The 13,862-nt window shown below is 72.1% G+C and carries 14 protein-coding genes; 13 read left to right on the top strand and 1 reads right to left on the bottom strand.

Annotated elements, in window-relative coordinates; all coding sequences use genetic code 11:
* Positions 1 to 66: 66 nt before the first annotated feature.
* From IE257_RS27790 to IE257_RS27755, 8 genes are all read left to right on the top strand, one after another.
* A complete protein-coding gene (locus IE257_RS27790; protein WP_189972633.1) occupies positions 67 to 1,176 on the top strand; it encodes a quinone-dependent dihydroorotate dehydrogenase in 1,110 nt (369 codons plus the stop codon).
* Positions 1,173 to 2,012, top strand: coding sequence for an orotidine-5'-phosphate decarboxylase (pyrF, locus tag IE257_RS27785; RefSeq protein ID WP_268251442.1), 840 nt, complete (start codon positions 1,173 to 1,175; stop codon positions 2,010 to 2,012). Before IE257_RS27790 ends, pyrF begins: the two co-directional genes overlap by 4 nt.
* Positions 2,013 to 2,316: 304 nt before the next feature.
* Entirely contained in the window at positions 2,317 to 2,640 is a 324-nt protein-coding gene (locus IE257_RS27780; protein WP_030008746.1) for an integration host factor, read from the top strand.
* A 61-nt stretch (positions 2,641 to 2,701) separates the two neighbouring features.
* Positions 2,702 to 3,265 (top strand): guanylate kinase, encoded by a 564-nt coding sequence (gene gmk, locus IE257_RS27775; RefSeq protein ID WP_030008745.1) that lies wholly within the window; start codon positions 2,702 to 2,704, stop codon positions 3,263 to 3,265.
* Positions 3,266 to 3,338: 73 nt separating this feature from the next.
* Complete coding sequence (rpoZ, locus tag IE257_RS27770) at positions 3,339 to 3,611, top strand: DNA-directed RNA polymerase subunit omega (RefSeq protein WP_004948662.1); 273 nt, start codon at positions 3,339 to 3,341, stop codon at positions 3,609 to 3,611.
* 130 nt (positions 3,612 to 3,741) lie between these two features.
* A complete protein-coding gene (coaBC, locus tag IE257_RS27765; RefSeq protein WP_189972738.1) occupies positions 3,742 to 4,941 on the top strand; it encodes a bifunctional phosphopantothenoylcysteine decarboxylase/phosphopantothenate--cysteine ligase CoaBC in 1,200 nt (399 codons plus the stop codon).
* A 212-nt stretch (positions 4,942 to 5,153) separates the two neighbouring features.
* Complete coding sequence (metK, locus tag IE257_RS27760; RefSeq protein ID WP_189972632.1) at positions 5,154 to 6,362, top strand: methionine adenosyltransferase; 1,209 nt, start codon at positions 5,154 to 5,156, stop codon at positions 6,360 to 6,362.
* 237 nt (positions 6,363 to 6,599) lie between these two features.
* On the top strand, positions 6,600 to 8,699 hold the full coding sequence (locus tag IE257_RS27755; RefSeq protein WP_268251441.1) for a primosomal protein N': 2,100 nt from the start codon (positions 6,600 to 6,602) through the stop codon (positions 8,697 to 8,699).
* Positions 8,700 to 8,813: 114 nt separating this feature from the next.
* Here IE257_RS27755 and IE257_RS27750 read toward each other — a convergent pair whose 3' ends face one another.
* Entirely contained in the window at positions 8,814 to 9,362 is a 549-nt protein-coding gene (locus IE257_RS27750) for a hypothetical protein (protein WP_189972630.1), read from the bottom strand.
* A gap of 251 nt (positions 9,363 to 9,613) precedes the next feature.
* Here IE257_RS27750 and fmt point away from each other — a divergent pair, with 251 nt between their 5' ends.
* The 5 genes from fmt (at position 9,614) to rpe (ending at position 13,780) form a co-directional block, all read left to right on the top strand.
* Positions 9,614 to 10,558 carry a methionyl-tRNA formyltransferase gene (fmt, locus tag IE257_RS27745; protein ID WP_189972629.1) on the top strand — a complete coding sequence of 315 codons (945 nt, stop codon included), beginning with the start codon at positions 9,614 to 9,616 and terminating at the stop codon, positions 10,556 to 10,558.
* A gap of 135 nt (positions 10,559 to 10,693) precedes the next feature.
* Positions 10,694 to 12,169 carry an RsmB/NOP family class I SAM-dependent RNA methyltransferase gene (locus IE257_RS27740; protein ID WP_189972628.1) on the top strand — a complete coding sequence of 492 codons (1,476 nt, stop codon included), beginning with the start codon at positions 10,694 to 10,696 and terminating at the stop codon, positions 12,167 to 12,169.
* Between the two features lie 179 nt (positions 12,170 to 12,348).
* Positions 12,349 to 12,480, top strand: coding sequence for a hypothetical protein (locus IE257_RS39010; RefSeq protein ID WP_268251440.1), 132 nt, complete (start codon positions 12,349 to 12,351; stop codon positions 12,478 to 12,480).
* Between the two features lie 89 nt (positions 12,481 to 12,569).
* Positions 12,570 to 13,001: a hypothetical protein gene (locus tag IE257_RS27735; protein ID WP_189972627.1), complete on the top strand. Its 432-nt coding sequence runs from the start codon at positions 12,570 to 12,572 to the stop codon at positions 12,999 to 13,001.
* A gap of 92 nt (positions 13,002 to 13,093) precedes the next feature.
* Positions 13,094 to 13,780 carry a ribulose-phosphate 3-epimerase gene (gene rpe / locus IE257_RS27730; protein WP_189972626.1) on the top strand — a complete coding sequence of 229 codons (687 nt, stop codon included), beginning with the start codon at positions 13,094 to 13,096 and terminating at the stop codon, positions 13,778 to 13,780.
* Positions 13,781 to 13,862 lie beyond the last annotated feature (82 nt).

The following is a 13,862-nucleotide window of genomic DNA, read 5'->3' as shown; positions in this document are numbered from 1 at the left end:
GGGAGGGGGACACCGGTTTCACGACGGGTGTCCCCCTCTTCACGAGCGCAGAGGGATTTTCCGACGATGTACAAAACCTTCTTCAACCTGGTCTTCAAGCGGATGGACCCGGAGCAGGCCCACTACCTGGCCTTCCGCTGGATCCGCCTCGCCGCCCGCACCCCCGTGCTGCGCACCTTCGTCGCGGCCGCCCTGGCCCCGCGCTACGAGGAGCTCCGCACCGAGGCCCTCGGCCTGCGCATGCACGGCCCCTTCGGCCTCGCCGCGGGCTTCGACAAGAACGCCGTCGCCATCGACGGCATGTCGATGCTCGGCTTCGACCACATCGAGATCGGCACGGTCACGGCCGAGCCGCAGCCCGGCAACCCCAAGAAGCGGCTCTTCCGCCTCGTGCCGGACCGCGCGCTGATCAACCGGATGGGCTTCAACAACGAGGGCTCGGCGGCCGTGGCGGCCCGCCTGGCGGCCCGTGAGGCGGTCTTCAGGACCGTCGTGGGCGTCAACATCGGCAAGACGAAGGTCGTGCCCGAGGAGGAGGCCGTGGGGGACTACGTCGCCTCCACCGAGCGCCTCGCCCGGCACGCCGACTACCTCGTCGTGAACGTCTCCTCGCCGAACACCCCCGGCCTGCGCAACCTCCAGGCCACCGAGTCGCTGCGCCCGCTGCTGACGGCCGTGCGCGAGGCCGCGGACCGCACGGTGACCGACCGCCGGGTGCCGCTGCTGGTCAAGATCGCCCCCGACCTGGCGGACGAGGACGTCGACGCGGTCGCCGACCTGGCCCTGGAGCTGGGCCTCGACGGCATCATCGCGACGAACACCACCATCGCCCGCGAGGGCCTGGGCCTGAAGTCCTCCCCCTCCCTCGTGAAGGAGACCGGCGGGCTCTCCGGCGCCCCCGTCAAGGAGCGCTCCCTGGAGGTCCTGCGCCGCCTGTACGCCCGGGTGGGGGACCGCCTGGTCCTGGTCGGGGTCGGCGGCATCGAGAACGCCGAGGACGCCTGGCAGCGGATCCTGGCCGGTGCCACGCTGATCCAGGGCTACAGCGCCTTCATCTACGAGGGCCCGTTCTACGCCCGCGCCATCCACAAGGGCCTCGCCGCGCGCCTGGCCAACAGCCCGTACGCGACCCTCGCCGAAGCGGTGGGCGCAGAGACCCGAAAGGCCACCAAGTGACTGTGACCCCCTTCGGCACGCGCCTGCGCGCGGCGATGGACTCCCGGGGCCCGCTGTGCGTGGGCATCGACCCGCACGCCGCCCTGCTGGCGCAGTGGGGCCTGCAGGACGACATCGCGGGCCTGGAGCGGTTCTCCCGTACGGTCGTCGAGGCGCTCGCCGAGTCGGTGGCGGTCTTCAAGCCGCAGGCGGCCTTCTTCGAGCGGTTCGGCTCGAAGGGCGTGGCCGTCCTGGAGAAGACCGTCGCGGACGCCCGGGCGGCCGGGACGCTGGTGGTCATGGACGCGAAGCGCGGCGACATCGGCTCCACCATGGCGGCGTACGCCTCGGCCTTCCTGGACCCGGCCTCGCCGCTGTTCTCGGACGCGCTGACGGTCTCTCCGTACCTGGGCTACGGCTCGCTGAAGCCGGCCGTGGACCTGGCCCGGGAGTCGGGCGCGGGTCTGTTCGTCCTGGCGCTGACCTCGAACCCGGAGGGCGCCGAGGTCCAGCGGGCGGTCCGCGAGGACGGCCGCACGATCGGCGCGACGATGCTGGCGCACCTGGCGGCGGAGAACGCGGACGCGGCCCCCATGGGCTCCTTCGGCGCGGTGGTCGGTGCCACGCTGGGCGACCTGTCCACCTTCGACCTGGACATCAACGGTCCGCTGCTGGCCCCCGGCATCGGCGCGCAGGGCGCGACGGCGGCGGATCTGCCGGGCGTCTTCGGCAAGGCCGTGCGCAACGTCGTCCCGAACGTGTCCCGGGGCGTCCTGAAGCACGGTCCGGACGTGAGCGCCCTGCGCGACTCGGCGCGGCGCTTCGCCGACGAGATCCACGAGGCCGTCTCCGCGTAATTCGCTCACCCCGGAAGCCCTGCCGCACCTCCGCGGCAGGGCCTCTCGCATTTCTTGGCGAAACTCGAACGCTCTTCATCGGACAAAACCGGGGTATTTTGTCCGTGATGTACGGTTCAGTGGAGGCTGACCAGGACTTTTCGTCCGTTCTCGCTGACTGGAGCGTTGTTGGCCGCTAGTCTCCGACCAGAGTGAACGCGCAGCGAACGAGTTCCATCGCTGTTCGGGAGCTCGCCTGGTGGGGTGCCCTTTGGGTTACCCACCGGTCCGTATCCGACAGTTCGACATCCGAGGTGACGTAGGCGTGGCTCTTCCGCCCCTTACCCCTGAACAGCGCGCAGCCGCGCTCGAAAAGGCCGCCGCGGCTCGCCGGGAGCGGGCCGAGGTGAAGAATCGACTCAAGCACTCCGGCGCCTCGCTCCAAGAGGTCATCAAGACGGGCCAGGAGAACGACGTCATCGGCAAGATGAAGGTCTCCGCCCTGCTGGAGTCTCTGCCTGGCGTGGGCAAGGTGCGCGCCAAGCAGATCATGGAGCGTCTCGGCATCTCCGAGTCCCGGCGTGTCCGAGGTCTCGGTTCCAACCAGATCGCCTCTCTGGAGCGCGAGTTCGGCAGCACCGGCGCCTGAGGCGTCGACTGAAGTTCTCCCGGCGTTCTCAGGCAGTCCTGAGAACCTGGATAATCGCTCTATGGCAGCAGAGGTTCGTCCGCGGCTGACCGTGCTCTCCGGCCCTTCAGGGGTCGGCAAGAGCACGGTCGTCGCGCATATGCGCAAGGTTCACCCCGAGGTATGGCTCTCGGTGTCGGCCACCACCCGCAAGCCGCGGCCCGGTGAGCGACACGGAGTCCACTACTTCTTCGTCAATGACGACGAGTTCGACAAGCTGATCGCCAACGGCGAGCTGCTGGAGTGGGCCGAGTTCGCGGGCAACCGCTACGGCACTCCCCGCGGCGCGGTGCTGGAACGCCTGGACAACGGCGAGCCGGTGCTGCTGGAGATCGATCTCCAGGGCGCACGGCTCGTCCGCGAGTCCAAGCCCGACGCCCAGCTGGTCTTCCTGGCACCCCCCAGCTGGGACGAGCTGGTCCGCCGGCTGACCGGTCGGGGCACGGAATCGGCCGAGGTCATCGAGCGCCGGCTGGCCGCCGCCAAGATCGAGCTCGCTGCCGAGTCCGAGTTCGACACCACCCTGGTCAACACCTCCGTCGAGGACGTGGCGCGTGAGCTGCTAGCCTTGATGGCAGTTGTCTGATCGTTGATCGATGCTTTTCCGTCGATCGATTCCAGGGCGGCCCCATCTTTCACCCATCTTCGGAAGGTAGAGCGTGTCCTCTTCCATCACTGCGCCCGAGGGCATCATCAACCCGCCGATCGACGAGCTGCTCGAGGCCACGGACTCGAAGTACAGCCTCGTGATCTACGCGGCCAAGCGTGCGCGTCAGATCAACGCGTACTACTCGCAGCTCGGTGAGGGCCTGCTCGAGTACGTCGGCCCGCTGGTGGACACCCACGTCCACGAGAAGCCGCTTTCGATCGCGCTGCGCGAGATCAACGCGGGTCTGCTGACCTCCGAGGCCATCGAGGCCCCGGCTCAGTAAGGCACCAGAAGTCCTTTCACCACAGGCCCGGCAGAACATCTGCCGGGCCTGTGGTGTGTCATGGGTGGGTACGACGTCGATCAGAGCCGAACGCGTCGGACACGTCGGACGCGCCGAAGGGAAGTGCATGGTGGATAAGCCGAAGGTCGTACTGGGAGTCAGTGGCGGGATCGCCGCCTACAAGGCGTGCGAGCTGCTCCGCCGGCTGACCGAGTCCGGCCACGACGTGCGGGTGGTGCCCACCGCGGCCTCCCTGAACTTCGTGGGGGAGGCCACCTGGTCGGCCCTCTCCGGGAACCCGGCCTCCACCGAGGTGTGGGAATCCGTCCACGAGGTGCCGCACGTGCGCATCGGGCAGTCCGCCGACCTCGTCGTCGTCGCCCCGGCCACCGCCGACCTGCTGGCCAAGGCCGCCCACGGGCTGGCCGACGACCTGCTCACGAACACCCTGCTCACCGCCCGCTGCCCGGTGGTCTTCGCCCCCGCGATGCACACCGAGATGTGGGAGCACCCCGCCACCCAGGAGAACGTGGCCACGTTGCGCCGGCGCGGCGCCCTCGTCATCGAGCCGGCCGTCGGCCGGCTCACCGGCAAGGACACCGGCAAGGGGCGGCTCCCCGACCCCGAGGAGATCTTCGAGGTCTGCCGCAGGGTCCTGGCCCGCGGGGTGACCGAGCCGGACCTCGCCGGTCGGCACGTGGTCATCAGCGCGGGCGGCACGCGGGAGCCCCTGGACCCCGTCCGGTTCCTCGGCAACCGCTCCTCCGGCAAGCAGGGCTACGCCCTCGCCCGCACCGCCGTCGCCCGCGGCGCCCGGGTCACCCTGGTCGCGGCCAACACGGCGCTGGCCGACCCGGCGGGGGTGGACGTCGTACGCGTGGGAACCGCCGTGCAGCTGCGGGAGGCCGTGCTCAAGGCGGCCGCGGACGCCGACGCCGTGGTGATGGCCGCGGCCGTGGCCGACTTCCGGCCGGCCGAGTACGCGGGCGGGAAGATCAAGAAGAAGGACGGCCAGGACCCGGCGCCGGTCGCGCTCGTGCGCAATCCGGACGTTCTTGCGGAGATCTCGGCCGACCGGGCCCGGGTCGGGCAGGTCGTGGTGGGGTTCGCCGCGGAGACCGACGACGTCCTCGCGAACGGTCGGGCCAAGCTCGCGCGCAAGGGGTGTGATCTTCTCGTCGTGAACGAGGTCGGAGAATCTCGCACCTTTGGTTCCGAGGAGAACGAGGCGGTTGTCCTGGCCTCCGACGGGTCGGAAACACCAGTTCCCTACGGTCCGAAGGAGGCGCTGGCCGAGGTGATCTGGGACCAGGTGGCGGTCCGACTGTAGTGCGACGCGCCTGGGCCGATTCCCCTTCTCCTGGTCACATCCGTACGTAAGAATGTGAGTGCCGCAGGTCACACGGCTCCCATAAGGCGAGACGGGTGGTCCCGGAAACGGTGGCGACCGATAAACTGCATCCGGAACGTGATCGGGCGCAGCCCCCGATGTGGTTCCGACAAATGATCAGCCAGCAGCCGCTGCAACCCCCAGGGAGCGTTGTGTCCCGTCGTCTCTTCACCTCGGAGTCCGTCACCGAGGGCCACCCCGACAAGATCGCTGACCAGATCAGCGACACGATCCTCGATGCGCTCCTCACCGAGGACCCGACCTCGCGCGTCGCCGTGGAGACCCTCATCACGACCGGTCTCGTGCACATCGCGGGCGAGGTGACGACGAAGGCCTACGCGCCGATCGCCCAGCTCGTGCGCGAGAAGATCCTCGAAATCGGCTACGACTCCTCGAAGAAGGGCTTCGACGGCGCCTCCTGCGGCGTGTCGGTGTCCATCGGTGCGCAGTCCCCGGACATCGCGCAGGGCGTCGACACCGCCTACGAGAAGCGCGTCGAGGGCGACGAGGACGAGCTCGACAAGCAGGGCGCCGGCGACCAGGGCCTGATGTTCGGCTACGCCTGCGACGAGACCCCCGAGCTCATGCCGCTGCCGATCCACATCGCTCACCGGCTCTCCAAGCGGCTCTCCGAGGTCCGCAAGAACGGGACCATCCCGTACCTGCGCCCCGACGGCAAGACCCAGGTCACCATCGAGTACGACGGCGACAAGGCCGTGCGCCTGGACACCGTCGTGGTCTCCTCGCAGCACGCCTCGGACATCGACCTCGACTCGCTGCTCGCTCCCGACATTCGCGAGTTCGTCGTCGAGCACGTCCTGGCCCAGCTCGTCGAGGACGGCATCAAGCTCGACACGGAGGGCTACCGCCTCCTGGTGAACCCGACCGGCCGCTTCGAGATCGGCGGCCCGATGGGCGACGCCGGCCTCACCGGCCGCAAGATCATCATCGACACCTACGGCGGCATGGCCCGCCACGGTGGCGGCGCCTTCTCCGGCAAGGACCCGTCGAAGGTCGACCGCTCCGCCGCCTACGCCATGCGCTGGGTCGCCAAGAACGTGGTCGCCGCCGGTCTCGCCTCGCGCTGCGAGGTCCAGGTCGCATACGCCATCGGCAAGGCCGAGCCCGTCGGTCTGTTCGTCGAGACCTTCGGCACCGCCAAGGTGGAGGTCCAGAAGATCGAGGACGCGATCGGCGAGGTCTTCGACCTGCGCCCGGCCGCGATCATCCGCGACCTCGACCTGCTGCGCCCGATCTACGCCCAGACCGCCGCCTACGGCCACTTCGGCCGTGAGCTGCCGGACTTCACCTGGGAGCGCACCGACCGCGTGGACGCGCTGCGCGCGGCCGCCGGTCTGTAATCACCCGTAGCGAGACGGCCCCGGACCCCAGGTCCGGGGCCGAATTGCGTTGGTGCGGCCCGTCCCGCGCGGATAGGCTGGCGCCGCCCTCCCGGTGCGAGGGGTGACGGCTTCATCTGGAGCGGGGTGCGAACCCCGTGTCGAAGGAACGCAGGACCCGCCGCCGCCCGGCCCGATCTCGGGAGGGCGCATGCACCGCACCCGCCGCTGTCGGTGCCATTTGGTAAGAATGCTGATGTGAGCAGCGCGAACGAGTCCCAGCCGGAGCAGCTCGCACTGATCCGGGAGATGGTCGCCGAGGCGAAGGCCAAGGCGCCCAAGGCCAAGCCGCGCACCTGGCGGGGGGCCGCCCTGGCCGAGGAACTGCCCGTCGCCCGGGTCCTCGTGAACAAGGGCGTGCTCCACCTCGACCGGACCTTCGACTACGCTGTGCCCGCCGAGCTCTCCGAGGCCGCCCAGCCCGGCGTCCGCGTCCGCGTCCGCTTCGGCGCCGGCTCCCACCAGGTGCACAGCGGCCGCCGCGAGGGCGGCAACCTCATCGACGGGTTCATCGTCGAGCGCCGCGCCGAATCCGACTACAACGGAGCACTGGCCGCCCTCGCCCAGGTCGTCTCGCCCGAGGTGGTCCTCAGCCCCCGCATGCTGGCCCTCGCCCGGGCCGTCGCCGACCGGTACGCGGGCAGCCTCGCCGACGTGCTCCAGCTGGCCCTGCCCGCGCGGAGCGCCCGCGCCGAGGCCAAGCCCTCGCCGGAGCCGCTGCCCCCGCCCGCCGCCCCCGAGCCCGGCGGCTGGGAGCGGTACGGCGCCGGCCCCGCCTTCCTGCGCGCCCTGGCCACCGGCGGCGCCCCGCGCGCCGTGTGGACCGCACTGCCCGGCCCCGGCTGGGCCGACGAACTCGCCCGCGCCATGGCCGCCACCCTGGCCTCGGGCCGCGGGGCCCTCGCCGTGCTCCCCGACGGGCGGACCGCCGCACGCGTGGACGCGGCCCTGACCGCCCTGCTGGGCGAGGGCCGGCATGCCGTGCTCACCGCCGACTCGGGACCCGAGAAGCGCTACCGCCAGTGGCTCGCCGTGCACCGGGGCTCCGTGCGGGCCGTGATCGGTACCCGGGCCGCGATGTTCGCCCCCGTGCGGGACCTCGGGCTGGTGGCCGTCTGGGACGACGGCGACTCCAGCCACAGCGACGAGCGCGCCCCCTTCCCGCACGTGCGGGAAGTACTGGAACTGCGCGCCGTCAATGACGGCTGCGGCTTCCTGGCGGGCAGTACGAGCTGCACCGTCGAGGCCGCCCAGCTGGTCGAGTCCGGCTGGGCGAGGCCCCTGGTCGCCGACCGCGAGACGGTACGGGCCTGCGCGCCCCGGATCCGGACCGTCGGGGACGAACTGCTGGCCCGCGACGAGGCGGCCCGGGCCGCCCGCCTGCCGAGCCTGGCGTGGGAGACCGTACGGGAAGGGCTGAAGACCGGGCCCGTGCTCGTGCAGGTACCGCGCCGCGGCTATGCGCCCCGGCTGGCGTGCGAGCGGTGCCGTACCCCCGCCCGCTGCACCGTCTGCGCGGGACCGCTGGAGGCCCCCGACGAGCGGGACCTGCGGTGCGGGTGGTGCGGGAGGGACGAGCCGTCCTGGCACTGCGAGGAGTGCGGCTCGTTCCGGCTCAGAGCCCAGGTGGTCGGCGCCCGGCGCACCGCCGAGGAACTGGGGCGGGCCTTCCCGGCCGTGCCCGTACGGACTTCCGGGCGGGACCACGTCCTGGACGAGGTCCCGGACCGGCCGGCGCTGGTGGTGAGCACCCCCGGCGCCGAACCGGTGGCCGCGGGAGCCGGGTACGCGGCCGCGCTGCTGCTCGACGGCTGGGCCATGCTGACCCGGCCCGACCTGCGGGCCGGCGAGGACGCGCTGCGGCGCTGGATCGCGGCCGCCTCATTGGTCCGGGGGGACGGCCAGGTCGTGGTGGTCGCCGAGCCGACGCTGCGGCCCGTCCAGGCGCTGGTGCGGTGGGACCCGGTGGGCCATGCCGTGCGGGAACTCGCGGAGCGGTCCCAGCTCGGCTTCCCGCCGGTCAACCGGATGGCGGCGGTGGCAGGGCGGGGCGAAGCGGTGGAGGCCTTCCTGGCCGGCGCCGGGCTGCCGCCCGACGCGGAGATCCTGGGACCGGTGCCGCTGCCGGGCCGGCGCGGGGAGCCTTCCCCCGGGGAGCGGGCCCTCGTCCGGGTCCCGCCGGGCAGTGGAGCCGCCCTCGCGGCCGCCCTGAAGGCGGCGCAGGCGGCCCGGCTGGCACGCGGGGTCCCGGCGGCGGAGGCCGTCCGGGTGCGCATCGACCCCCTGGACATCGGCTGACGTCGAAACCCCCGGTGGGGCGATCCGTACGGTCGCCCCACCGGGGGTCGGTCGGATGCCGGGAGCCGGGTCCGGCGGCCGTCGGGTGTCGGCGTCCCGGCGGCAGGACAGCCCTCAGCCGTTGCGCGGCCCGGGGAAGGCGGGGGAGCGGGAAGCCTCGCCCAGAGCCCGCGCGGGAGCGCCCCCGGCAGCGGCCTGGGCCTCCTCGCGCACCGGCTGCGGCGGCATCGAACGCGCGGCCGGGACGGTCGGCAGCGGCCCCAGGGTCCGGGTGGTCGTGCCCTCGGCCGGCGGCTCCGCGGACTCCGCGGACTGCGCCCGCCGGGCCCCGTAGCGGCGGTGCACGGCCTGCTTGGTGACACCGAGCGCCGAACCGACCGCGTCCCACGAGAAACCGAGCGAGCGGTCGAAGTCCACCGCGGCGGTCACCAGCGTCTCGACGCTGTCCCGCAGCTCCTGCGCGAGGCGGACGGTCGGCGCGGGCGCCCGTCCGTAGACGACGAAGCCCGTGGAGGGACCCGATCGGCGCGGGCGGTACACGTTGCCGAGCTGGGCGGTGAGCGTACGCAGGGCATCCACCTGCCGGCGAACCCGCTCGATGTCCCGTACCAGGAGGTGCAGGCTGGCCCGGGCTTGAGCGTCGTGGGTGGCGTGGTCGGCCATGAAGAAGCCTCTCGAACCGGTGCTGAAGGGCGGATCGGGCCGCAGACACCGTTCACGCGCGGCCCGTTTTGGTCAATCTCTCTTGACCAACGCGCCACCCGTCGCCCAGGTCACGCTGTGGGGGCGTGTCGGCATATGCGAGAGGCGCGCGCATATGCGTACGCCCCCTCAACGCCACAGGTGGGCGGCCCGACCCGCGCCCCATAGACTGGTGCGCTGCTGACAGCCGAGATTAGCGAGGTAGTCCCCCAGTGAAGCTCGTCTTCGCAGGCACCCCCGAGGTCGCCGTACCCGCCCTGGACGCCCTGATCGCCTCCGGGCGGCACGAGGTCGCCGCCGTCATCACCCGGCCCGACGCACCGGCCGGCCGCGGCCGGCGGCTCGTCGCCAGCCCCGTCGCCGAGCGCGCCGAGGAGGCGGGCATCGAGGTACTCAAGCCGGCCCGGCCCCGCGACCCCGACTTCCAGGCCCGGCTGCGCGAGATCGCGCCCGACTGCTGCCCGGTCGTCGCCTACGGCGCCCTGATCCCGAAGAGCGCCCTCGACATCCCCGAGCACGGCTGGGTCAACCTGCACTTCTCGCTGCTGCCGGCCTGGCGCGGAGCCGCGCCCGTCCAGCAGTCGATCATCGCGGGGGACCAGGTCACCGGCGCCTCCACCTTCCGGATCGAGGAGGGCCTGGACACCGGCCCGATCTACGGCATCCTGACCGAGGAGATCCGGCCGACCGACACCAGCGGCGACCTGCTCACCCGACTCGCCTTTGCCGGTTCCGGACTTCTCGCCGCCACCATGGACGGCATCGAGGACGGCACCCTGCGCGCCGTGGCACAGCCCCACGACGGGGTCTCCCACGCGCCCAAGATCACCGTCGAGGACGCCCGGATCGACTGGACCGCCCCCGCGATGCGCGCCGACCGCGTGGTGCGCGGCTGCACGCCGGCGCCGGGCGCGTGGACCGTCTTCCGCGGGGAGCGGCTCAAGCTGATCTCGCTGGGCCCGGTGCCCGACCGTACGGACCTGGAGCCGGGCGCGCTGGCCCCCGCCAAGAACAACGTGTACGTCGGCACCGGCTCGCACGCCGTGGAGCTGTTGTGGGTGCAGCCGCAGGGCAAGAAGCCGATGCGGGCCGCCGACTGGGCGCGCGGGGTGCGGATCGCTCCCGGCGAGCGGCTCGGCGGAGCCGACGTAGGCTGATCGGTGGGGACGCCCGGGCGCGGACGTCCCCACGCAGCAGACACCACCCGCCAGGACCGGCACCACCCGCAGGACCGGCACCGCCCGCAGTACTCGTAGCACTCGTAGCACTCGTAAACCCGGAGCACCTTTCACGTGAGCGAACAGCCCCGTCAGCCCCGTCGCAGGCCTGCCCCCGCAGGCGCGGGTGGCAAGCAGGCCAAGCCGCACCGCCGGCCCCAGAAGGACCCCGTCCGGATGCTGGCCTTCGAGGTGCTGCGGGCGGTGGACGAGCGCGACGCCTACGCCAACCTCGTGCTGCCGCCGCTGCTCAAGAAGGCCCGCCAGGACGAGAGCTTCCAGGCGCGCGACGCTGCACTGGCCACCGAGCTGGTCTACGGGACGCTGCGCCGCCAGGGCACCTACGACGCCGTCATCAAGGCGTGCATCGACCGGCCGCTGCGGGAGGTGGACCCGCCGGTGCTGGACGTGCTCTCCCTCGGCGCCCACCAGCTGCTCGGCACCCGCATCCCCACCCACGCAGCCGTTTCGGCGAGCGTGGAACTGGCCCGCGTGGTGCTCGGGGACGGGCGCGCCAAGTTCGTGAACGCCGTCCTGCGGAAGATCGCCGCGCACGACCTCGACGGCTGGCTGGAGCGGGTCGCCCCGCCCTACGAGGACGACGCCGAGGAACACCTCGCGGTGTACCACTCGCACCCCAGGTGGGTCGTCAGTGCCCTGTGGGACTCGCTGGGCGGCGGGCGCGCGGGCATCGAGGACCTGCTGGAGGCCGACAACGAGCGGCCCGAGGTGACCCTGGTCGCCCGCCCCGGGCGGTCCACGCCGGAGGAACTGCTGGAGGCGGTCGGCGAGGACTCGGCACTGCCGGGCCGCTGGTCGCCCTACGCCGTCCGGATGGCCGAGGGCGGCGAACCGGGCGCGCTGGAGGCGGTCCGCGAGGGCCGTGCGGGTGTACAGGACGAGGGAAGCCAGCTGGTGGCCATGGCGCTGGCGGCCGCGCCGGTCGAGGGCCGCGACGAGCGGTGGCTCGACGGCTGCGCGGGCCCGGGCGGCAAGGCGGCGCTGCTCGCCGCGCTCGCGGCGCAGCGCGGGGCGTTCCTGCTGGCCTCGGAGAAGCAGCCGCACCGGGCCCGGCTCGTGGAGCGCTCCCTCGCGGGCAACCCGGGGCCGTACCAGGTCATCACGGCCGACGGCACCCGCCCGGCCTGGCTGCCGGGCTCCTTCGACCGCGTCCTGATGGACGTCCCGTGCTCGGGCCTGGGCGCGCTGCGCCGCCGCCCGGAGTCCCGCTGGCGCCGCCGCCCGGAGGACCTGGAGGGCTTCGCCCCGCTCCAGCGCGGGCTGCTGCGCGAGGCGCTGTCGGCCGTGCGGGTGGGCGGCATCGTGGGCTACGCGACGTGCTCGCCGCACCTGGCGGAGACCCGGGTCGTCGTGGACGACGTCCTGAAGGGCCGCGGCGCGGGCCAGTCCCCGGTGTCCGCGGAACTGATCGACGCACGGCCCTTCATGTCGGGCGTCCCGGCCCTGGGCGACGGCCCGGACGTCCAGCTGTGGCCCCACCTGCACGGCACGGACGCGATGTACCTGGCGCTGCTGAGGCGCACGGCGTAGCGCCGGACCCCGATCCCGCGCTTCCCGTGTCCCGTCGTCCCCGTCGTCCCCGTCGTCCCCGTCGTCCCCGTCGGAAAGGGGACACGGAACATGGGTACGGGTACTCATGAGCTGCGCTCCCGTGCCTTGTAGCGTTCCCGGACGGTGTGATCGTCAGGAGCAAATCGGGGGCTGCGCGCATGGCGTGGGACGAGTGGGAACAGATCGAAGCCGGTGCGGGCGACGGGCACGACGCGGCCATGAGGCTCAACCACGTGCCCGTTGATCCCGGCACCGGCGCCCCGAGCGCAGCGACGGGCGGCCCCGAGTGAAACCACTGAAGGCATTCTCGGTCGCTGCACCGCTCGCGCTGACGGTCACGGTGACCGCGTGCGGGGGAGGGGCGGCGAAGCAGGTCACGATGAACGAGGAACAGGCCGTCGACCGGGCGGAAGGGATCATCCGGCAGGCGGTGGACGGCATGTCGATCAAGCCGACACCGGAGCGTACGGCCCCCGAGACCGTCGGCCCCTGCATCGCCAAGGACGACAGCAGCAGTGACGACAGGCTGCAGGTGACCCTCTACTACAAGCTCACCGGCGTTCCCGGGACCGAGGCCGGAAGCCTCGTGCTGCAGGCGCGGGACGCCTGGCTGAAGCAGGGCCACAAGTACAACTCGTCGGACGAGGCGGACATGGCCGGGCCCTTCCCCTGGGTCAGCATGCGCACGGAGCCCGATGATTTTTGGATGGAGGGCATCACCGGGGTCCTGGACCGCACCAAGGGCGAGGGCCTCGCCACTCTCAAGGTGACATCGCCCTGCTTCCTCCCACCGGTCCGTGAGGGAGGGTGAAGCGTTGTTGGTGATCGGTCGAGCGTTGCTGCGCCCGTCCCGACTTGCGGGGCCGTGGCCGGAACTCGGTGGGGGCATGGCAGGCTTGGGGCATGGCCGCGCAGATTTATCCCAGCATCCTGTCCGCCGACTTCGCCCGACTCGCCGAGGAGGCGAAGGCCGTCGAGGGAGCCGACTGGCTGCATGTCGATGTCATGGACAACCATTTCGTCCCGAACCTCACCCTCGGTATGCCGATCGTGGAATCCCTGAGCAGGGCCACCGACATCCCGCTGGACCTCCACCTCATGATCGAGGACCCGGACCGCTGGGCCCCGCAGTACGTGGAGGCCGGTGCGGGCTCGGTCACCTTCCACGCCGAGGCGGCCGCCGCGCCCGTGCGGCTCGCGCGGGAGATCCGGGCCAAGGGGGCGCGCGCCTCCATGGCGCTCAAGCCCGCGACGCCGATCGAGCAGTACGAGGACATCCTCCCCGAGCTCGACATGCTGCTGATCATGACGGTCGAGCCCGGCTTCGGCGGCCAGCCCTTTCTCGACATCATGCTGCCGAAGATCCGCCGCACCCGGGAGCTGATCGCCAAGCACGGCCTGGAGCTGTGGCTCCAGGTGGACGGCGGGGTCTCGGCCTCGACGATCGAGCGCTGCGCCGAAGCCGGAGCCGACGTCTTCGTGGCGGGCAGCGCCGTCTACGGAGCGGTCGAGCCGGCCGCCGCCGTGCGTACGCTGCGTGAGCAGGCGGGTGCGGCGATCGCCGCCGCGCCCTGGGCGTGCGACCACTGAACCAAGGGTTGATGAACAGCTCGGTGAACGGGAGCTGTCCAGGCTGATCAACGGCCGTCGGATCTGACAGGATGAACGGCGA

Origin of the sequence: Streptomyces avidinii (assembly GCF_014650695.1) — a bacterium.
Lineage (GTDB): Bacteria > Actinomycetota > Actinomycetes > Streptomycetales > Streptomycetaceae > Streptomyces > Streptomyces avidinii.
The sequence above is the reverse complement of the archived record's forward strand: the minus strand, read 5'-3'. Positions and strand labels throughout refer to the sequence as shown.

Bases quoted from the DNA above. Each gene is read 5' to 3' on its own strand.
- IE257_RS27790 (WP_189972633.1), top strand. From the start codon at position 67: ATGTACAAAACCTTCTTCAACCTGGTCTTCAAGCGGATGGACCCGGAG.
- gmk (WP_030008745.1), top strand. From the start codon at position 2,702: ATGGCAGCAGAGGTTCGTCCGCGGCTGACCGTGCTCTCCGGCCCTTCA.
- IE257_RS27750 (WP_189972630.1), bottom strand. From the start codon at position 9,362: ATGGCCGACCACGCCACCCACGACGCTCAAGCCCGGGCCAGCCTGCAC.
- IE257_RS39010 (WP_268251440.1), top strand. From the start codon at position 12,349: ATGGCGTGGGACGAGTGGGAACAGATCGAAGCCGGTGCGGGCGACGGG.
- IE257_RS27735 (WP_189972627.1), top strand. From the start codon at position 12,570: ATGAACGAGGAACAGGCCGTCGACCGGGCGGAAGGGATCATCCGGCAG.
- rpe (WP_189972626.1), top strand. From the start codon at position 13,094: ATGGCCGCGCAGATTTATCCCAGCATCCTGTCCGCCGACTTCGCCCGA.